The organism is Cupriavidus sp. GW822-FHT02D05 (assembly GCF_058802485.1).
Genome location: NZ_JBXAOE010000009.1, coordinates 100,535 through 122,699 on the forward strand (window position 1 = coordinate 100,535; position 22,165 = coordinate 122,699).

The following is a 22,165-nucleotide window of genomic DNA, read 5'->3' on the forward strand; positions in this document are numbered from 1 at the left end:
CCGATCTTACAGGATTCCCGATGTTCCAATGGTGGTAGCCTTACGGTGATTAATTTCCGAAACCATTTCCAATGGAAGAATGATCATGCCTTACCTAATCACCGTTAACGTTAACGACGGCAGTGCGGTCACCAAGCAATTTGATCCGGAGATCGATGGACGTCTGCAGGCGGGCCTTGCTATCGATACGTCGATCACGCCAGACGAACGGGCCGCGATCCCCCGCATCCTGAGAGTCGAGGAGTGGCGGCGTGGTGGGGTGCCAGCGATTATAGGTTGGGGAAGTGGCCCTTTTATCGTGTGCGAGCGCCTGCACGACATCCTGGAAGGACTGGAACCTGGACGGCATGACTTCGTGCCGATTGAGATTCGCAGCCTGGACGCGGGACCCAATGAAAAAGTGTTCGGCACCTACTACCTGATCCTGTGTCCGGTGCGACTCGACGCTGTGATTATCGAGGAGACGACTTTCACCAAAGGATTCGGCCGCGAAGGCTATGAACGTAGCGCACGGATTGATAGCGGCGACGATGCGCAGTGCATGCTTGATCAGGATGTCATTGAGGGTCATCACTTCTGGCAACTGCCACGGGAATACGGCCAAACACAAAGCCACCCAGACCGCTGTATCACGGGCTACTTCTGCTCGGACGAGCTATGGAGGCACATCAGGGCCGAGAAGATGGACGGATGGGCCGCCAAGAAGAAGTGCATTGCCAAATGCAGAAGAGCATGACGGACGTACGTGTCCGACGCCGGGCATGCCGTTTCAGCGATACGCCATCGAATCGAACTCGTCAGAAATCACCGTGGGGGACACCACTGGCCTTTCACGGTGACTTATTTCCGACACCATTTTCAATGGAAGTATGAACATGCCTTACCTAATCACCGTTAACGTTAACGATGGCAGTGCGGTCACCAAGCAATTTGATCCGGAGATCGATGGGCGTCTGGAGGCGCGCCTTTCGATCGGGACATTGATCACGCCAGAAGAGCGGGCCGCGATTCCCCGCGTGTTGAGGGTGAGGGAGCGGCGGCGTGGCGGGGTTCCTGCGATCTTGGGCTGGAGTGGTGGCTCTTTCATCATTTGCGAACGCTTGCGCGACATCCTGGAAGAACTGGAACCCGGACGGCATGACTTCGTGCCGATCGAGATTCGTAGCTTGGACTCGGGACCCAATGAAAAGGTGTTCGGCACCTACTATCTGATCCTGTGTCCGGTGCGACTCGACGCCGTGATTATCGAGGAGACGACTTTCACCAAAGGATTCGGCCACGAAGGCTATGAGCGTAGCGCACGGATTGATGGCGACGACGATGCGCAGTGCGTGCTTGATCAGGATGTCATTGAGGGTCATCACTTCTGGCAACTGCCACGGGAGTACGGCCAAACACAAAGCCACCCAAACCGCTGTATCCCCAGCTACTTCTGCTCGGACGCGCTATGGAGGCACATCAGGGCCGAGAAGATGGACGGCTGGGCCGCCAAGAAGAAGTGCATTGCCAAACGCAGATGAAGATGACGGACGTCTATGTTTCGGAAAGGCTCAGGCGTTCTGCTTCGGAACCAACCAATAGTGAAGTGAAGTGATCGGAAAGCATCATGGCTGACCCTATCGACTTTACGGATTTCAAAGAGTTGCCCCAGATTACTGTCAAGTCTCTCGACGGCTCGACGGCAGTAGCCATGCGGTGGACTAACCCTAGCCAGGCTCGGTGATCGAGATTATTTATTCCGTTGGCGGGTTGAGAGTATATTTATAATTCCACTTGTGTGATTTACTTGATTCAGTGGAATATAAATCACTGATTTGGTTTAGGATAAAAAAGATAAGTGGGGTAATTATGCCATATCTAGTTGGACTTAGTGTTTCAGATGGGAGCGCTGTTCGTAAGCAGTTTGATCCAGAGATTGCCCGTGAGTTGCACGCGAAGATAACTCTCCTGACGTCAATATCGACAGAAGATCGGGCGGCTATTCCTCGAGTATTGAGAGTTTCGGAACGTAGACGCGGCGGAATACCCGACGTTATTGGGTGGAATATCGGACCGTTTATTATTTGCGAGCGTTTGCGCGATATTCTTGAAGAGTTGGAGCCGGGTCGACATGACTTTCTGCCTATCGAAATTCGCAGCGAAGATCGTGGGGTCGATGAAAAAATATTTGGTACGTACTACCTGATTTTGTGTCCTATTCGGCTCGATGCGGTGATTATCGATGAGACTTCATTTGATAAGGGGGGTGGGCGGGAAGGTTATGTGCTGAGCGGAGGTGGAATTTCAACACTAAAGGAAGGCGTCTGTGCATTGAATAAAATGGTTATAGAGGGTCATCATTTTTGGCAATTGCCATCTGATTTCGGGAGTACGTCGAATTATCCGAATCACTCAGAAACAGGTTACTTTTGTTCAGATGAACTATGGTCTAGGTTCAAATCCGAGAAGATGGATGGGTGGACGATAGAGAAAAAGTGTGTCGTAAGAAATATATAAGATATTAAGACAATCTTACCCCGTCGTCCTGGATGGTAGCGGCGACGATGTGCGGTGCCTGCTTGATCAGGATGTCATTGAGGGTTATCACTTCTGGCAACTGTCACGGGAATACGGCCAAACACGGAGCCACCCAGACCGCTGTATCCCCACTTACTTCTGCTCTGACGAGTTATGGCGACGCGTCAGGGCCGAGAAGATGGACGGATGGGCCGGCGACAAGAAGTGCATTGCCAAACGCAGAGGAACATGGCGGACGTACGTGTCCGAGGCCCAGCATGCCGTTTCAGCGATACTCCATCGAATCGAACTCGTCAGTAAGCGCCGTCGTTGACACTATCGGCCTTTCCGATCTTACGGGATTCCCGATGTTCCAATGGTGCCAGCCTCACGGGAACTAATTTCTGACACCATCTCCAATGGAAGAATGAACATGCCTTACCTGATCACCGTTAACGTTAATGGCGGCAGTGCGGTCACCAAGCAATTTGATCCGGAGATCGATGGGCGTCTGGAGGCACGCCTTTCGATCGGGACATTGATCACGCCAGAAGAGCGGGCCGTGATTCCCAGCATCCTGAGGGTCGAGGAGCGGCGCCGTGGCGGGGTGCCGGCGATTATTGGTTGGGGAAATGGCCCTTTTATCGTGTGCGAGCGCCTGCGCGGCATTCTGGAAGGACTGGAACCCGGACGGCATGACTTCGTGCCGATCGAGATTCGCAGCCTGGACGCGGGACCCAATGAAAAGGTGTTCGGCACCTACTACCTGATCTTGTGCCCAGTGCGACTCGACGCTGTGATCATCGAGGAGACCACTTTTACCAAAGGATTTGGCCGCGAAGGCTATGAACGCAGCGCAGATATAGATACGGACGACGATGCGCAGTGCGTGCTTGATCAGGATGTCATTGAGGGTCATCACTTCTGGCAACTGCCACGGGACTACGGCCAAACACAAAGCCACCCAGACCGCTGTATCCCCAGCTACTTCTGCTCGGACGAGCTATGGAGGCACATCAGGGCTGAGAAGATGGACGGATGGGCCGGCGACAAGAAGTGCATTTCCAAGCATCGATGAACGTACGTACCGGACGTACGTGTCTACGGGCTGGCGTGCCATAGCGTATCGAATCGCATAGTTCTGGGCGGCGTGGGGAACGGGATACGGTCGCCATTTTTTCGCGATCTGAGATGAATTTTCTGTGACTTTCTGCTCGATGAATGGCGCGAATCCGTCTAGCCGGACGGGTGATCCAACCTTCGGATCGGGATCCGATTGCAAGACCCGCTTAAGGAAAGAGTCACAGAGTCTCGAAGTACAGCTGACACAAGCTGGCTATTTGATCGTCTGAATGAACTGGTCTTCATACACGAAGGGAGATTGCGGTCATCCAGCGTGAGGCAATCTGGTATGTTGCATACTGACGTAGAGATAGTCGTCGCCAGTTTTCAAAGGCCCAATTCGTTATGGGCGTGCACTATATCTTCTGCTTGCAGAAGTGATCCCATCGACGCGTCTTGCTATATCAACTGTCAACGCAAGGATGAGGAAAAGGAGACGGTATGTCATACCTAGTAATGGTCAGCAGCGGAGCAAGCGCTGTGGGCAGGGAATTCGATCCGCCAATTTCTATCCGGTTAAAGACCAAAATCGACCGCGGACTGGAGCTAACAGACGAAGAGCAAGCGGGAGTTCCCCGAGTGCTGAGAGTGGCGCAACGCAAGGGTGGTGGGATACCCGCAATTCTCGGTTGGCTTGCCGGCCCATTCATTGTTTGTGAGTCTCTCAAAGACAAACTGGAATCGCTCGAGCCGGGTAGGCACCGCTTTTTTCCGCTCGAGATATGGGGGCTGGAGAACTCGCACCGGGACCAATGCTATGGGATTTATTACTGGATTGTATCACCTCCGCGGCTTGATGCGGTGATTGTCGAGGAGACGACATTTGCCAAGGGATATGGCCGCACTGGCTACGAACTAAGCGGCGGTCAAATCTCTAGCGCTGCCGATGGTGTCTGCGTGTTAGACGGAAATATAGTGGCTGGTCACCATTTTTGGCAATTGCCTAGCGATTTTGGGGCAACGAAACAGTATCCGGAGCATTCTAGCAATGAGTTCTTCTGTTCTGATGCGTTACGGGACTTTGTCGCGTCAGAGCGCATGGACGGATGGAATTTCGCGAAGAAATGCATCAAAAAGAAAGAGTAATCGGTTTGATCGACTGACTTCCTTGTTGACCTAATGTGTCGACCTAAGAATTGTGCATATAATTAACAGAAGTATAGAGCATTTGGAAAATGTGACTATCGGGTTCAGTGGGTATGTATACTCGTTGTGCGATAAATTGCAGGGTGAGACGGTCAAAATAAAATGCCGGGCGGGAAACTGAACATTTCTGGAGGCGACGGCAAGTAGGAGAAGGAGCGGAAATACTAAATGCTAGACACTGATCTCAACTTTGAAATAATACATTGGCGTGTTTGGGTAAATGAAGAGACGCTGAAATAGAGGCTTTCGGCCGATGAGGCATCGCCTTTCTTTGGCCATTTATTCTGCGAATCACCCAGGATCGAGTTTGACAAGAAAGCACGACCCATCGCCCTCCGCGACGCCTATACCATCACTTTTGGTATCTGGTTGGTTTCAGACAGGCCGAGAGATTTGCTGATTCAATTGGATCCGACTGCGTTCGCATTTGTGCGGGCGGAGGTGGACAACAGCAACTTCGATGGGGCTGGGCCCGGATTCTGGTTTTGCGACGCTGTGCGCAGGCTTGATTGCATTGCCGACGAACGGTCGCAAGTTACCCGCTACGAAGACGTTTCATTCAAGGTATACAAGATTCTTATTGATGTGAAAGTGAGGCGCGACACAGTTGGGGAGGCGCGTGTATTCAGACTCACACACGCTTCATTGATACAGATTGCCGACGACGTGGTGGTAGACGCACTCCGGAGCGCAAAATCGAAGGATTTTCGTTCCAGAGCTTGCAACCGTAGCAATTGCCGATCGAACGTTGGGGGATGCGAAAAAATGGCGAATGCCGTAATGGAACGGCACATGCACTGCATGCAGAATGTCGGACAAGAAAGTTCTGTGCTCAGACTGCTGCTCAATGCGAAACGGTTTGATATCGACGCTCCGGAGAACTCGCTGTTTCTTCCAAGAGACGAGTCCATCGCCAAGGCTATGGGTTCCGTTCGCCACGCAGGGAACCATGCGCCAGTCGATACAGCGCAGCCAGCAGTCCTGGATGAGTTCGGTCGTACTCCCACGCAATTTGGCAAGAGCTATGCTCTGCTTATGGAAGTTGCCCCTGCGAAGCTGACCGCCGCAGAAAGACCCTTGAGGGTCCAGGTATTCGATCAGGCCGAAAAGCTCGCCGTTGACCTTCGCGACTACACCAACAAGGCAATGCTGGACAACCGCCTTGTTCTCAGCCAGACCGATCCCAAGTATGTGGGCCTGTCCGACATAGCAGCAGATGCGGCGTGGAAGGCTGACGTTGCCAAGGTGTTTGGATCGGGGCCGGACGGATTCGACGTCGGCCGTCAGGATCTTTCTGCTTTTCGTGCCGAGACCGCGGCAATTAAGGCGGCCCACGGCGATCTACGCTGGCGTGCCTTCAACACGCAGACAAAGATCGACACGCTGTTGTCCGCTGCACAAGCCAACAACACCAATTTGTTCGGCAAGAAATCCAAGCTGGCCGACCCCAATACCTATATTGAAGCCAAGGGGCTAACTGTCGGCCAACTTTCCACGCCCCGGCTGCAGGCTCTCGCCCAGGCCTGGCAACGCAACGCGCGATCGCATCCGCTCAGGACAAATCGCTTTCCGCGATGTCCAAGGCTCAGGACACCGCTCCGTTGGGACGTTGCATGCTGTCGGTCGCTGGCAAAGCCTTTGACCGTGCCATTGCGATAACGGATGCGTTCGGCAGCTATACGGCGGCCAGAACAGCGGGGCAGACGGTACTGGAGGTCGACATCACGGCAGGCAAGCAATTCCTGCATGATGCGGCTGTGAGCTTGCCAGTGGTGGGCGGGACCGTCCTCCTCACTGCGGCACGTGTCCCGACCCTTTCGGCTGGCGGGCCTGAAGGCGGTCGGTGCCGGAATTGCGGATTGGATCCAGGAGGTCGTCGTTCCCGGCCTAAAGAATCTCCACTTTGACGGCAGGTCAACGCCAACCAGGTCCTTCCGCCCTGAGCCTCGGACGCTCCCCTTCTCACTGGGGGAACATAAAATACAATATGACATAGAACCGTCACGAATGGTTGTGTAGTATTCGTCGCAGAAGAAACGTTCGCTTTGCTTCGGATGCCCTCGTGCGAGCGTCACTACTTTGTCTCTAGTTGTCGCGAAAAAATGGACACAGCCGGACTTGCAACCGCAGCAATTTCCGATCGAACGTTGGAGGATGCGGGAAATGGCGAATGCTGTAACGGAATGGCATCGTGCACTGCAGCAGAATGTCGGACAAGAAAGTGCCATACTCAGACTGCTGCTCAATGTGAAACGGTTTGATATCAACGCTCCGGAGAACCTGCCGTTTCTTCCAAGAGACGAGTCCGTCGCCAAGGTCCCGGGTACCATCCGTTATGCGGGGAACCATTTTGCCAATCCATGCGGCGTAGCTGGCAATCCTGGATGAGTTCGGTCGTACGCCGACGCAACACGAGCGTCGCACTACCTTTGGCCGGAAATGAGAATAATTATCAGATATAGTTGGCGTAAAGCTCGCTGTTCGATAAATGAGAGAATGAAATGAAAAATTGTGAACTGCGTGACACAGAAAAAAATCGATCCGGTGTTGACGGTGAGAATAAAAAAGAGGGTAAATATTTTAGAATAGAACAAGAAACTAGGGGTCTTCGCGTCACGCCGTGGCGTATCTGGGTAAATGAGTCTGTTCTGAAAACGGGATGGCGTCCGGAAAGTTCCAAGCCATTTCATGGATTGCGTTTCCAGGAGCCACCAAAAATTTCCTTTGACAGAAAGGGGCGGCGTGGTGCCATCTGGGATGCCTACGGAATTATGCTGGGTATATGGCTTATTTCAGATCGGTTGAAAGAATTGCTAGAGTCATTGGATCTTGACGCTTTCGCATTTGTTAAGGCGGAGGTCGACTATAGCAACTTTGAAACACCTGGGCCAGAATTTTGGTTTTGTGACATCGTGCGATTTTTGGATTGTATTGATGAGGATAATTCAGAAATTGAATTTCAAAAAAATGTTCCATTCAAAAATTATATCGCGTTGAATGGCGTAAGAATAAGACCTGAATCCGTGGGTCAGTCCCGAGCATTTCGTTTGAAGTATTCGCCGCTTGTGGAGATCGTCGATGAGATTTTTGTTAAAAAAATTCGCGAAGAAAAATTGAATTGCTTCAAATTTGCGGACGTGGCTGATAAATAATCGATTGATCATATTTGGAGGCTGGAAGTGGCGAATTCAGTTATGGAGCGACATCACGCGCTTCAACAGAATGTTGGAGATGTTAGTGATGTTATGGCCGTTCTGATTGCGACCAAACGCTTCAATATCGATGCTCCGGAGAATTTACTATTTTTGCCGAGAGATGCAGGTATTTCAAAGGCAACCGGTACTATTCGCCATGCCAGTAATCATGAGCCAGTGGAGGCGGCTCAAAAGAGAATTTTTGATAAATTTGGAGCTCAAGTAACGCCATCCGGGCTGTCCTATGCTGCACTAATGCAAACGAAAGAGGAGGATTTGCTTCCTGCCGACAGGGCGCTACGACCTCACGTTTTCAAAGATGCCGAGCAGCTTGCAATCGATGTGCGGGACTATACGAACAAGGCGATGCTGGACAACCGCCTTACTCTCACTAAGACAGATCAGAAATACGCCAATCTCTCCGACGCGGCAGCAGATGCGGCGTGGAAAGCAGACGTTGCCAAGGTGTTCGGGTCAGGGCCGGACGGATTCGAAGTCGGCCGTCAGAATCTTTCCGCTTTTCGCGCCGAGACCGCAGCAATCAAGGCGGCCCACGGCGACCTACGCTGGCGTGCCTTCAACACGCAGACAAAAATCGACACACTGTTGTCCACCGCACAAGCCAACAACACCAATCTGTTTGGTAAGAAGGCCAAGCTGGCCGACCTAAATACCTATATTGAAGCCAAGGGGCTGACCGTCAGCCAACCTGTCACGCCCCGGCTGCAGGCCCTCGCCCAGGCCAGGCAACGCGCGATCGCATCCGCCCAGGACAAATCGCTTTCCGCGGTGGCCAAGGCTCAGGACACCGCCTCGTTGGGACGTGGCGTGCTGTCGGTCGCCGGCAAAGCCTTTGACCGAGCTATTGCGACGACGGATGCATTCGGCAGCTATACAGCGGCCAGAACAGCGGGGCAGACGGTATTGGAGGCTGACGTCACGGCAGGGAAGCAATTCCTGCACGATGCGGCTGTGAGCTTGTTGGTGGTGGGCGGGACCGTTCTCCTCACCACCGCAGGAGTACCGGCGCTGTCGGCTGGCGCCCTTGTTGCCGGCGTATCGATTGTGGGAGCGGTCGCCGACAGCGCTTGGGACTACGTCGGGGCGCCGTTGGCCAAGATGGCGGGCTCGCTCAGCGACGCCGATTTCGGCGAGGCGCTGGCGGACCTGAAGTCGGTCGGCGCAGGGATCGCGGAGTGGACCCAGGAAGTCGTCGTTCCCTACCTGAAGAATATCCAGTTCAACGCTACTGCTTTCGCACAGGATCCTGAGGGGTACCTGAAGGCAGTGGCCGAAGCGATCTGGAACAGTACCAAAGAAGGGCTGTTGGAGAGATGGAAAGACAGCGGCGTCTTTGTCGATGAGAATCTCGCCTCCCTGGGAGACGCAGTGAAGGAACACCTTGTCGCAACCCTTGGCAAGGAAGTGCACGGCGTGGTTCAAGGCTTTGGCGATACGGTGACCGAGATCGGCGCTAGCGTGCAACAGATCGCAACGGGCGTGACGGACATTCTGAATCCTTCCGCGGCGTCCACTCCTCGCAACGGCACGATCCTGGACGTGTCCACGGACACGGTGACGATGCAGCCGTCACGCCTTGATCTGGGTGCATCCGGTGGCGGGCATGGGCTATTGCAAGCTGGTGCAGGCTACACGGCGACCATGCTGGAACGTTACGTGAATCGTGACGGCATCGAGTATGTCGCACCCGGCAACGTCGTAACAGGCGGCACGCGCCCGGGTAACAACAGCTTGAATGATCTTTCTGGCTTGCTTGCAGGTGTGCGCACGCAGACCCATCAACAGAGCATGCTGGTCGAGTCCGGGGATCAGGTAATGCTCATCAAGGCGCCGAACTCGGCTCGGCCCGATGTTGTGGATTTCAGGGGGCAACGTTTCGAGGCGACCGTCTACTTCGACGCCCAGGGCCGCTGGATTGGCTTCACGCCCATTGCCGGGCAGACCGGGACGGTGAGCATGGCGGACGGCACGGTGATCCAACTTGATCCCACGCAGACCATCCTGGTTGGCGAAAGCGCCGTGAAGAGTGATGGAGAACTGATTGCGCGCGGTTGGATGCCGGTAGCCACCGAGATCGTGGTCAGGAGTCTTGAGTCGCAGACGGCTGCGAACGGGGTTCCCTATGTCGATCCGATAATGCTCGACGCGGGCGACGACGGCGTGGTCCTCGGAGTTGGCCAGGTGGACTTCGACATGGATTCCGACGGCACACCAGAGCGCGTGCGCTGGACTGCGCCGACCGACCCACTGTTGGTGATGGACCGCAATTTCGATGGCAGGATATCCGGCGGCGCCGAACTCTTTACACTGACGCAAGGCGCCGGTGCGCGCCCTACGCTGGCCATCTTGGACAGCAATGCCGATGGCAAGCTGGATGCTGCGGACATTCAATGGTCGGACCTGCGCGTCTGGAGCGATCGCAACCAGGACGCCTATGCGAGCGCTAGCGAATTGACCAGTCTGGCGGATCTGGGTATCCAATCGATTAATCTTGCACCCGTAACCGGCACGGTGGCGGGGCAAAGCAATGTCAAGGGCGTGGTCGCCACCTATACGGACGGCAGCACCCGCACGTTGTGGGATGTGGACCTGGAGTCCTCAGGCAATCCCGGATCGGCATCAACCACGAAGTACGCTGCAGACATCGACAAAATTGTTCTGGATGGAAAATCGGTGTTGGTCGCCAAGAGCGCACTGGGCGTACGCATCGACCTGAACGGCAGTGGCGCGACACAAGCGATGGGCCAGGCGGGCAACGACACGCTACTGGGCACGACCGCCAACGATTGGCTGATTGGCGGTGCTGGCTCGGACACATTCTCGGGCGGCGGCGGCAGCGACCTGCTGGTCATTGACTCAGATGACCGTCAAGCCAACATTAATGGCGGTGACGGGATAGATACCGTGCTGATCTCCGACGATCGTGGCGTCACGCTCAACCTATATCAGGCCAATGTCGAGGTGGTCTACGGCGGATACGGCGCCGATGTACTGGTGGGAGCCGGAGCGGACAACTATTTCATTGAGGGAGCAGCGGGGGACGATTACATCCGGGGCGGCCGCGCCGACGACGCACTGTCGGGGCAGGACGGGGATGACGTTGTGTTTGGTGATGATGGCGATGATCTGATTCGCGGCGGCCGCGGTAGTGATCAACTGTTCGGCGGCGCTGGCGGTGACGTTCTTGATGGCGGTGGAGGCGACGACATCATCGATGCCGGCGCAGGCAACGACGTGATCTCGGCCTCGGCCGGACGGGACACCATTGACGGCGGGGCTGGCATCGACCTGATTGAACTCTCGGGCGCCTTGTCCGACTATCGCTTCATACGCACGGCGAGCGGCGGATATCAGATCACGGATACCGTGGCTGATCGCGACGGCACAATGGTGCTGACCAACGTCGAGAAGTTCTCTTTCAAAACCGGCACGGCTTCCACCACCCTTGATTTAGGGCTGGACGAGCCATTGCCCGTAGATGATCGCATTGCGGTGGCCGCCGCCGGCCCCGTGACGATTTCCGTGAGTAGCCTGCTGGCCAACGACCTGGACTTCCAGCACCTTGGCGCCGCACAGCTTTCCATCCACTGGGTCGGTGATGCAGTCGGCGGCTTTGTCTCCTTAAGTCAAGACGGTCAAACCGTCACATTTACGCGAAAGGCCGGCTACGCAGGTCCGATCGAGTTCAGCTATCGTGTCAAGGATGCCCAGGGCAACGCGGCACCGATCATCGCCAATGCCGCCGACCCGGCCGTCACCGCCGAGATGAAGGCACGCGTCCTGCTGGTACCCAGCAACGCTCCAGCCGATCCTGACTACGTCAAGCAGTGGTACCTGGGCGCCGTGGGCGCACCCGTGGCGTGGGATCGTGGCTATAGCGGCAAGGGCGTGAAGGTCCTGGTGCTCGAACCCAGCGGCGATTTCGCGGTGGATCGCCAGGCGGCAGATCTGAATCACGCTGACTTGGTATCCAACAAAAGTGCGTACTTCAAGGACACGAATCAGCACTCCGCTCACGGCACGCAAGTGGCTGGTGTCATCGGTGCGGCGCGCAATGGCATCGGCGGCGTGGGAGTGGCGTATGGCGTTACGCTGGACTCCAAGGCCTTTATCCCGTTTTCCAACCCCGCATCGACGGTCGCCCGCTTCCGCGAAGACTTGATGACGATGCGCGACTACGACGTCGTCAACAACAGTTGGGGACAGGGTAACCCCGACCAGTTCGGCTGGTTCGCCAGTCTGACCGCCGGCGATCCGGCGATCATGCTGCAGACACAAGCCGAGTTTGTCGCGCAGAAATCCGCAGCGACTCACGGACGCAATGGCCTGGGAACGGTCATGGTCTACGGTGCCGGAAATCAGCGTGCCAAAGGCTTTGATGCGGGCCTGAACACGCTGACCTCGAACGAATACGCGATCAACGTCGGGGGTGTGAATCAGATCGGCAATGTGGGCGGCAGCAACCAGCCTGCCAAGGCGTTCAGTGAGCGCGGCGCCAATATTCTGGTGGCCGCGCCGGCGTCCAATATCCTGACGGCCAGCGTGTCGGTAGAAACGCCCGATGGCGAGAAGGTGGGTGGCGAGAGCGCTGAGACCCAGGGCACGTCCTTTGCCGCACCGATCGTCTCGGGTGTGGCCGCGCTGATGCTGGAAGCCAATGCCAAGCTGACGTACCGCGACGTCCAGAGCATTCTCGCGCTGACAGCGCGCAAGGATATGGGCGCCGGCGCGGCGTCCAGTACCACGTGGTCGAACAACCAGGACAAGGCCTGGAACGGCGTGGGCATGCATTTCAGTCACGACTTCGGCTTTGGCATGGTGGATGCCGCTGCGGCCGTGCGCATGGCGGAGACCTGGGTTTCGAATGACCAGGCCCCCGTCTATACTGATTCGGTGGCCGCACAAGCCAATGCGCTGCCTGATGGCGGGCAGCGCATACTGGCATTCCATGTCGACCAGCATGTCAGCGCCGAGCAGGTGTTGCTGCACCTGAGCCTAGGACACGCACGCTGGAGCGACCTGGTGGTCACGCTCATTTCGCCGTCCGGCACGCGTAGCATCTTGCTGGACAGGCCCGGCCTGACGGGTGGGATCGCTAACCCCTTGAATGCGACGACGCTGGACGTTGACCTGATGAGCGTGCATTTCCGGGGCGAAGACGTTCATGGTCAATGGCAACTCGTGGTCGAAGACAAGGCGGCGGGCGCAGGTGGGGTGAACGGTCTTCAGGCCAGCCTGCAGGTAGTTGGCAGTGGCGCAGATCAGGTCAAGCGATATGTGCTGACCGACGAGTACGCCGGACAGTTGACCATCGCGCCAGAGGGCGGGCTGTCGGAGCTGAATGCGTCGGCCTTGAGCAGTGCGGTTTACATTGACTTGTCAGGCGCGACGGCCAGTCGCGCCAACGACTATGGTCTTGGGGTGAACGCCGGGATCGACCGCGTAGTCGGCACCGACTGGAACGATACGCTGATTGGTGCGGCCGGAAACGACAGTCTGGTAGGAGGGCGGGGTAACGACACACTGGTGGGAGGTGAAGGAAAAGACCGGTTGGAAGGCGGTCAAGGCAGTGATTCTCTTACCGGAGGAGCAGGCAAGGATGTACTCCTGGGCGGTATTGGCGATACGCTGACGGGCGGCACCGAGGCCGATACCTTCGTGATTGAGGACGACGGGGCAGGTGTGACCACGATCACGGATTTCAACGCGGCCGCGGGTGACTTGTTGATGCTCCGGTCCGCGGCCCGATTGTCGGCCAACGCGGTGACCCAGATCCTGCAGCCGGGCGGGTTGCTACTGAGCTATGCGGGTCACTCCGGCACGCGCAGTGTTTTGCTGCAAGGGGTGACGCAGAAGCTGACCGCCGAGCAAATGGGATGGATGTCGACCGATGGGGTCATCAAGGTAAATCCTGTGTCCGGCGCCGTGACAAACAAGACCGTCATTTATGTCTCGCCTATTCCTGGCGTCGGCCGTAAGAAGCCCTACGCCAGGGATGGCCTGATGGTCACTGATCAAGGGGTGTATTTCAACGGCGTCGTCAGTGGCGGGGTCGTGTCGTATCAACATAATGAGCGTGTAGCTTACAACCCGACCTTGATCCAGGAGCGTACCAGCACAGGCGAGCTGATCAATGTGTACAAGGTGGGAAATGACACCTACACCCTTGAGCAACTGGCCTATTACTTCGAGATCGTGGGAGTCAATTGGGGGCCGCAGGGCACGGACGGTGATGACTTGATGCTCGTGGGGACCTCGACTGTCAATCCCATGGGGCTGACCGCCGAATGGGCGCAGGTGCTGAAGAACAGCAAACGTTTCTTCAGCGCTGGGGCTGGGAACGATGAGATCATCGGAGACGACACCGCCGAGATACTGGATGGCGGGTCCGGGGACGATTTACTCACGAGCAATGGCGGCGACGACCTGCTCTTGGGCGGTAGCGGGAACGATACGCTCAATGCCGGGGCCGGCAACGATGAACTGTTCGGTGGTGATGGCGACGATGTGCTGGACGGTGGCGCCGGCAACGACAAGCTGATCGGCGGCAACGGCGACGATACGCTGATCGGTACGGCTGGTGGGGACACCATGGACGGGGGCGCCGGTGACGACATCCTGCGCGGCGCACAGACCGGCGGCGCTGGAGTCCTGTTGCAGGGTGGCGAAATCATGTGGAACGGTGTTCAATACCATGGTCCCGACACAGCCACGATGAACGGCGGCGCAGGCGATGACGTTCTGGTCGGCAGTGGGGCACTGTATGGCGACGAGGGCGACGACCATCTGACGGGATCCGGAATATTGAGCGGCGGCGAAGGTAACGATATCCTGGTGTCGCTCGGCGGCATCCTCACGGGCGGCGCGGGCGCTGACCGCTTCGTCTTCGCGCCAGGCTTCAAGACCTCGGGGATCCGCGATCTCGATAGCCTGGATACGGTGGAGTTCCAGAACGCCGGCAGTTTCCACTTTACCGTTGGAGCCACATTCTCCAGCACGGACGTCAACAGCTTTTCAGCCAAAATCCGGTTGACGAACAACGATGGCGAACGCGTCGAATTGTATGTTCCGTTCACCTACAGTGCTGATCGGCTAGCGTCCAACGATATCGATTTGGTTCCAACCAATTTCGTCTTCCAGGGCGGTGAGCGGGCAGCATTGCTGTTAACCGGCAAGGCGGTCACGCAGGGCGCTGACGTCATTGTGCAGGAGAAGCTTGGCGCCAAGTCCTTCGACACACTGGGTGGCGATGACATCGTTTTTGCGCGGAAGAACAGCGGACTCACCATCAATACCGGTGAAGGCAACGATGTTGTCTATGCCCTGGCAGGCGGCGACCGAATCGATACAGGCGTAGGCGATGACCGCATTGAGGTGCTGGTTTCCACCGCTGCCACAGTTGCCGACACGCTGATTGGTGGGGCGGGCAACGACATCCTGAGGGCCGCAAATAACGGCTCGACCATCTATGGAGATGATGTCGCCGGCACTGCTTCGGGTGACGATACGCTGCTGGGTGGCCTGGGGAACGATACCCTGTATGGCGGGGGGGGCAGTGATGTGTTGGACGGTGGCGGTCAGGGCGATGACATCCTCTTCGGTGGCAGTGGCAACGATACGCTGCGCGGGGGTGCCGGCAAGGACAGCATGGACGGCGGCACGGGCGACGACAGGATCGAGGGCCTGGGTGGCGACGATCGTCTTGTTGGCGCTGACGGCCTGGACGAATTGCTCGGCGGTGATGGCAACGACATGCTGTCCGGGGGGGACGGTCAGGACAAGCTGGTGGGCGGCAATGGCGATGACGAACTGCGCGGCGACGCGGGTGACGATGTACTAAGTGGGGGCAATGGCGGTGACAAGCTCTTTGGTGGTGCCGGCAATGACAGCTTGTCTGGCGGTATGGGTAACAACTTCCTGTACGGCGATGAGGGAGATGACCTGCTGAATGGGGGCGACTTCAATGATGAACTGTACGGTGGAGCGGGCAATGACACGCTGATCGGCGGCGACGGGGTCAATCTCTATGAGGGCGGCGTGGGGGACGACGTGATCATTGCCCGTTCGGGCACAGACAGGATACGCCTGAGTTCTAACTCAGGGCACGACACCGTATGGGCCTTGTCGGCTGCGGACACGATCGTCTTCACAGATGTGAAGGCGGATGCGGTGACATTTGATCTCTTTCATGAAATTCGTGGGACCCTCAAATGGGGCACGAACTCGCTGACGCTCAAGGACTTTTCCGACGACACGACGCTGGTTTTTGCAGACGGCGTGCGCAAGAAACTCCGCGACTACGAGCCGACGGACGACGGCTACGTTCCCGTGGATTTTGGTTGGGTGGCAGTCTACGACACAGGGTTGATCGGCGACAAGACGAAGCTGAGTGCCTATACTGGGACGGTCTCTAACGATCACCTGTATGGCGGCCCGATTCTCCCCACGGAGGCAGCGTACTGGTATGTGGTCGGGCGCGAAGGCAATGATGACTTGGCCGGCGGCGCGTCGGGAGCTTTGCTCGATGGCGGCGAAGGCAATGACAAGTACCTGGCAAGCAACGGCGTCGCCATTATTCGCGGTTCCTACCGGGATGATGGCGAAGACACACTCGTCGTCTCGGCTAACACACCCGATACACTGGTGTTCAACCGAATTGCCAACCCGCTGCGATACGACACCTATAGCATGGATGGCAATGGGCCGCGCAGCAACGCGACTGAGTTGGAGCACTTTCTGATAAATACGTCAGATCCTCTACGATTCGGGTTCAATGGCGACGCCTTCGATACGCTCAGGGTGCAATCGCGTGATGGCAAGATGACGGTGGACATCGTCGGCTATTTTGCTGAGGGTGTGGAGCACAACAACGTCAAGAACATCTCGTTCAATTCAATATTGGATGAACAGGGCACCCCCCTGGTGATGGACTTGGCTGCCCTGATCGAGAGCAAGGGACGGATGACACGCACCGATCCGGATCTGAATGGGCGTTTCTTTGGGGGAGGTCAGAGCGGGCAGAACTACTATTTGGACCAGGCGTTCAAGGTGGCTCGCAGCCGTCAATCGTCGATGGTGACTGGATCCGAAGCCGGCGAGATTATCGAAGGTCGCATCAGCTTCCGGCTGGGGAGCATCAAGTCTCTCCCGCCTGGCAGCCCCTCGTGGATGGATCTCTATACCAAGGGCGGCAACGACCTTACCGCCAGTAGCTATGGGAACTTCGGTATCGCGCCTACTAGCTCCTTGATAGACAGCACGTCCTACCGTGACGTGATTGGGCTGTCCGATGTCTTGTTCGGTTTTGGTGGCGACGACACGCTATGGGGTGGCGGTGCATACCTGGAGCGCACGTACTTGGACAGCGGCAAGCAGCAGCGCGACACCTCAACTGTCACGGAGCGCTGGTCCACCCCCGTCTATCACGCCGACAATTCACTCATACTGGATCCCAATGGGAATCCGACGCCAGGCGACGGCCTGGTATTGCGTGACTATCTGAACGGCGGCGACGGCAATGATACCTACATCTATCGCAAAGGCGATGGAGGCATGACGGTCATTGCGCTCGTCGGCTCGGCGACTGCGGGAGCCAAGGGCCAGGATCGTTTGAGGATGGAAGGGTATCTGCGCAAGGATGTGACGGTTCAAGTTATGGACGACGGAGCAATGCGCATCTCGGGAGGGGGAACGGGCTCTGCCGCTGCCGACATCCGCGTTGAAAAAGGTGCGAATGGCGAACTGCAGGTCGATTTCATCGTCTTCGACGACGCCTCGGTATCTGTACGCAGCTTGATGACCGCGGGTGGGAAATCACCTCCGGTCACGCGTCCTGTCGAAGCGGATATGCCGGCCGACAATCTTCGCAACCTCCAGGGGCCGATGGCCGCGGCGGATGTCGTCATCGGCACGGCCAATTCGGAAACTTTTGCGTTGAGCGGCAATGTCTACGTACGAGGCCGCGAAGGCGCGGATACTTACGTGTTCGACAGAGATACCTTGACCTTTGCGGTCGTCCAGATGGACCGTGGTGATCGTGTCGTCGAGCGAGGGGCACCGAACTATGACGGTTATTCGTTGAATCTTATCCGGGATGACGCCAGCAATCGTCATGGCTGGCAGCTAGGCCGTCTCGATCCGGCGCGCGCCAAGGACGGGAAATACTCGCTCGACGCCTGGGTGCCTGTATCGGCCGACAATGAAATCGCCAGCGATATCCTGCTCACCTTTGAAAAGACGAGGGCGGATGGATCGGTTTTCACCAGCTATATGGTGCTAGCGGACGTCATGGGCGCCAATGGAACGTACTTCGACCAATTCTTCCAGCGCAGTGACTTGTTCAATGGCTGGTTGGATACCAACCGGCCTGTCGTCGGCACCATGGGGGCCGACCAGCTCATGGCGCCCTTCAATGGTGCGGTTGTCTATGGCCGGGGCGGTGACGACGTCATCTCCGGAGGCTTTAACTCTGACGACCGTCTGTACGGTGGTAGCGGCAACGATACGTTGTATGGTAATACCCGCAATGATGCGCTCTATGGCGGCGACGGCGATGACTTCCTCTATGGCGGCGATGGCAATGACACGCTGGCTGGTGGCTCGGGTCGCGATCACCTGTACGGCGGCATCGGCGATGACATCTACATCTGGGATGATGCAGACCTACATCTCGAAATCATAGAACTCGCTGGAGAAGGCAGCGATACGATTCAGTCGGCTGTGGATTTGGATCTGCGCAAGTTTGCGAACGTGGAGAACGGCCAGCTGACAGGCGCGGGGACGTTGGCGTTGACGGGCACCGATGGTAACAACCGCTTGTCGGGGAACGGCCAAGGCAGTCGCCTGACGGGGCTTGGTGGCGACGACGTTTATGTGATCAATGGCCCCGATGCCGTCGTCGAGGCGGCAGGTGATGGCTACGATGCGATCCACACGACATTGAGTGTGCTGCAGTTGGCTGCGAACGTCGAAGTCTTGGTGTCCATGGGGTCTGGTCTGCATCTGACAGGCAACGCCCAGGACAACGAATTGCACGGCGATGCTGGCGACAACGTGATGTACGGTTTGGGCGGCGACGATCTGCTCAATGCCGGTATGGGTGCAGACACGCTCAGTGGCGGCCGCGGCAACGACTTGCTTTATGGCGGCGGTGGCAACGACTCATATCTGTTCAAGCGCGGTGACGGGCAGGATACGATAGTCCACGGGCTGTCCGGTATTAGGGAGACAGGCGGGACCCTGCTGCTGGGAAGCGATATCAACTCTCGGCAACTTTGGTTTAGCCGTACGGGCGATGACCTGATCATCGAAATCTTGGGAAGTGATGACCGGGTGAAGGTAAAGGGGTGGTATTCCGGGCAAACCTTCCGGCTCGAACGGATTCTGGCGGGCGATGGCATTTCGCTGTACGAGATCGACGGCTTGGTACAAGCGATGACCGCCTACCGGACCGCACACCCGGGTTTTGATGTGCAAACGGCCTTCGAGATTCCCGGCGCGGCCGAATTTAGCTCTGCGCTTGCCAACGCGGCCATTCCCATTAGTGGGTCCGGACCCCAGCCGCCGCAGGGCAGTCCGGTTGCCGACACCATGGTGGGTAGTGCGAAGGACGACTTGTACTACGTGGATCACAAGGATGACAAGATCGCGGAGAACGTCAACGGCGGGACGGACACCGTCTATGTCTCATTGACGTACTACGATTTGCCGGAAAACGTCGAAAATGGGCGCATCATCGGTCCGAGCGGTACTTCTCTTCGGGGGAACGCGTTAGCAAACATCCTGTACGCGGGGGACGGCAACGACACTATCATCGGATCGACGCCGGGAATCAATGGCCTCCCGGGCATCGATACGGTGAGTTATCAGTATGCTAAGTCGGCGGTACAGGTCAATCTGCATGTCGACCACTCCGGTCCGGAGGTGACAGGCGGCTCCGGTAAAGATGACTTGCTCGATATCGACAACATTGTTGGCAGCGGCTACAACGATACGATCCAGGGTAACGAGAAAGCCAACGTGATTGATGGTGCAAGCGGGGCCGATATCATGGCCGGCGACACCGGGGACGATGTGTACTACGTCGACAATTCTGGCGACGTAGTGATCGAAGGGGCCAATGCCGGCAACGATCTGGTGCACTCCTACGTTGTCGCTTATACGCTGACCGATAACGTCGAGAATGGCCGCATCATGCAGATGGGCACGACCTGGTTGACCGGCAACGCGTTGGCCAATGTCTTGTATGCCAGTCAAGACAACAACGTGATCGACGGGGCCGGTGGTGTCGACACCGTCAGCTACGAGTACATGACATCGGCGGTCGCGGTCAATCTGGAATTGACGGCGGCCCAAGAGACTGGTGGGTCGGGCAGAGACACATTGATCGCTATCGAGAACGTGATTGGCACCCGGTATGACGACGTACTCATAGGCAATACCGGCAACAACAGTCTTGATGGCGGGCTTGGCGCCGACGTTATGCGCGGAGGACTTGGCGATGACATCTATCGAGTGGATAACGTTGGTGATGTCATCATTGAAGCGACGGATGGCGGGGTGGACACTGTCATCTCTTCGGCCGTGCAATACACCCTCGCACAGAATGTCGAGAACGTGGTGATCGATTCGACCGGAGTGGCCAACATGACAGGGAACGCTCTGGATAACCGGATCGAGGCTGCCGCGGGGGATAACGTAATCAACGGCGCTGGGGGCATCGACACCGTGTCTTACGTGAGTGCGACAGGCGCAATCACTATCGACCTTGCCGTGACAAGCAGCCAAGCGACGGGAGGCTCTGGCAACGACACCTTGATCAATGTCGAAAATGTGATTGGCGGCAAGTCCGATGACAAGCTGAGCGGCAATGCCGAGGCCAATGCCTTGTACGGCGGAGCAGGTGCCGACTGGCTCGATGGCCGCGACAACAATGACACCTTGTTTGGTGAGGCGGGGTACGACACGCTCATCGGTGGCTTGGGCAGTGATACCTATGTGTTTGGGCGTGGCGGCGATATCGATCGTATCATTGAAAATGACGCGACAGCCGGCAACACGGACACCATACTCTTCACGGGAGGAATCACGGCCAGCCAACTCTGGTTTGGGCGTGAGCTAAACGACTTGAGTATCAGGATCATTGGAACGAATGATCGTATCTTTGTGAGCGACTGGTATGCCGGTGCGCAGCACCGGGTGGAAAAGTTCCAGACTGCGACGGGCGGAGTGTTGCTCGGCTCGCAGGTAGAAGCCCTGGTCCAAGCCATGGCGAACCTGACGCCTCCGGCTTTGGGGCAGGTCGTGCTGCCCCCGAACTATGCATCAGCATTGGCCCCCGTCATGGCGGCGAACTGGCAAGGCGAGCAAGGTGAGTCCTTTGGTTTGATTGGAGGGGCCGGCAACGACACGATCGAGGGCGGGGCGGGCGACGATGCGATCTCGGGGGGCGCGGGTGACGACACCCTGATCGGCCACGCCGGCAATGACACGTTGTCGGGCGGCTCCGGCCGCAATACCCTGATCGGCGGACTGGGCAACGACACCTACGATGTCGACAGCGCGCAGGACGTGATCGTGGAGTTGGCCAACGAGGGTTCGGACCTGGTTCGGGCTTCCGTGTCCTTTGTTTTGCCCGAGCATGTCGAAAGATTGACGCTGGTAGGCAACGCCGCTATTGATGGCACGGGCAACGATGCGGTCAACGTTCTGTTCGGGAATGGAGCTGCCAATACCCTAAACGGTGGCGCCGGCAACGATACCCTGAACGGCTATGCGGGCAATGATACCCTGATTGGTGGAACTGGCAACGACAGGTATCTATTGATGCCAGGCGGCGGAATGGACCGCATCGTTGAAAACGATGCGACTGCGGGCAATGCCGACGTTGCGATGATCATGGGGTCCATCACGATCAACCAATTGTGGTTCCGAAAGGTCGCCGACGACCTGGAGGTCAGCGTGATCGGGACAGGCGACAAGTTTCTGGTGGACGACTGGTACCTCGGCAGCCAACACCGAGTCGAGACATTCCAGGCGGGTGCCAAGCTCTTGCTGGACAGCAAGGTCGATAACTTGGTCACCGCAATGGCAGCGTTTACTCCGCCCGTCAGCGGTCAACTCACCCTGCCGCCCAACTACGCCACCACGTTGGCCCCGGTTATCGCTGCCAACTGGCAGTAATACGA

General features: G+C 57.1%; 8 protein-coding genes and 1 pseudogene. All 9 read left to right on the top strand.

Features of this window, described 5'->3' with window-relative positions:
• The first annotated feature begins 85 nt into the window (after positions 1–85).
• The 9 genes and pseudogenes from AC1RQK_RS13940 to AC1RQK_RS13980 all read left to right on the top strand — a co-directional run bounded on the left by AC1RQK_RS13940 (position 86) and on the right by AC1RQK_RS13980 (position 22,160).
• The gene (locus AC1RQK_RS13940; protein WP_477134789.1) at positions 86–736 is read left to right on the top strand and encodes an imm11 family protein; all 651 of its coding nucleotides are present in this window, start codon (positions 86–88) and stop codon (positions 734–736) included.
• Positions 737–875: 139 nt separating this feature from the next.
• Positions 876–1,520, top strand: a complete 645-nt coding sequence (locus AC1RQK_RS13945; RefSeq protein WP_492809392.1) for an imm11 family protein — start codon at positions 876–878, stop codon at positions 1,518–1,520.
• A 328-nt stretch (positions 1,521–1,848) separates the two neighbouring features.
• Positions 1,849–2,496 carry an imm11 family protein gene (locus AC1RQK_RS13950; RefSeq protein ID WP_492809393.1) on the top strand — a complete coding sequence of 216 codons (648 nt, stop codon included), beginning with the start codon at positions 1,849–1,851 and terminating at the stop codon, positions 2,494–2,496.
• A gap of 433 nt (positions 2,497–2,929) precedes the next feature.
• A complete protein-coding gene (locus tag AC1RQK_RS13955) occupies positions 2,930–3,574 on the top strand; it encodes an imm11 family protein (RefSeq protein WP_492809394.1) in 645 nt (214 codons plus the stop codon).
• A gap of 485 nt (positions 3,575–4,059) precedes the next feature.
• Complete coding sequence (locus AC1RQK_RS13960; RefSeq protein WP_492809395.1) at positions 4,060–4,704, top strand: imm11 family protein; 645 nt, start codon at positions 4,060–4,062, stop codon at positions 4,702–4,704.
• A 354-nt stretch (positions 4,705–5,058) separates the two neighbouring features.
• Positions 5,059–6,423, top strand: a pseudogene (locus AC1RQK_RS13965) (imm11 family protein); the annotation flags it as partial.
• A gap of 459 nt (positions 6,424–6,882) precedes the next feature.
• The gene (locus AC1RQK_RS13970) at positions 6,883–7,152 is read left to right on the top strand and encodes a hypothetical protein (RefSeq protein ID WP_492809396.1); all 270 of its coding nucleotides are present in this window, start codon (positions 6,883–6,885) and stop codon (positions 7,150–7,152) included.
• A gap of 113 nt (positions 7,153–7,265) precedes the next feature.
• Entirely contained in the window at positions 7,266–7,916 is a 651-nt protein-coding gene (locus AC1RQK_RS13975) for an imm11 family protein (protein ID WP_492809397.1), read from the top strand.
• Between the two features lie 93 nt (positions 7,917–8,009).
• A complete protein-coding gene (locus tag AC1RQK_RS13980; RefSeq protein ID WP_492809398.1) occupies positions 8,010–22,160 on the top strand; it encodes an SPM autocatalytic domain-containing protein in 14,151 nt (4,716 codons plus the stop codon).
• The last annotated feature ends 5 nt before the right edge of the window (positions 22,161–22,165 follow it).

Coding starts and splice junctions, on each gene's coding strand:
- AC1RQK_RS13960 (WP_492809395.1), top strand. CDS start 4,060: ATGTCATACCTAGTAATGGTCAGCAGCGGAGCAAGCGCTGTGGGCAGG.
- AC1RQK_RS13980 (WP_492809398.1), top strand. CDS start 8,010: ATGGCCGTTCTGATTGCGACCAAACGCTTCAATATCGATGCTCCGGAG.
- AC1RQK_RS13975 (WP_492809397.1), top strand. CDS start 7,266: ATGAAAAATTGTGAACTGCGTGACACAGAAAAAAATCGATCCGGTGTT.
- AC1RQK_RS13945 (WP_492809392.1), top strand. CDS start 876: ATGCCTTACCTAATCACCGTTAACGTTAACGATGGCAGTGCGGTCACC.
- AC1RQK_RS13940 (WP_477134789.1), top strand. CDS start 86: ATGCCTTACCTAATCACCGTTAACGTTAACGACGGCAGTGCGGTCACC.
- AC1RQK_RS13950 (WP_492809393.1), top strand. CDS start 1,849: ATGCCATATCTAGTTGGACTTAGTGTTTCAGATGGGAGCGCTGTTCGT.
- AC1RQK_RS13955 (WP_492809394.1), top strand. CDS start 2,930: ATGCCTTACCTGATCACCGTTAACGTTAATGGCGGCAGTGCGGTCACC.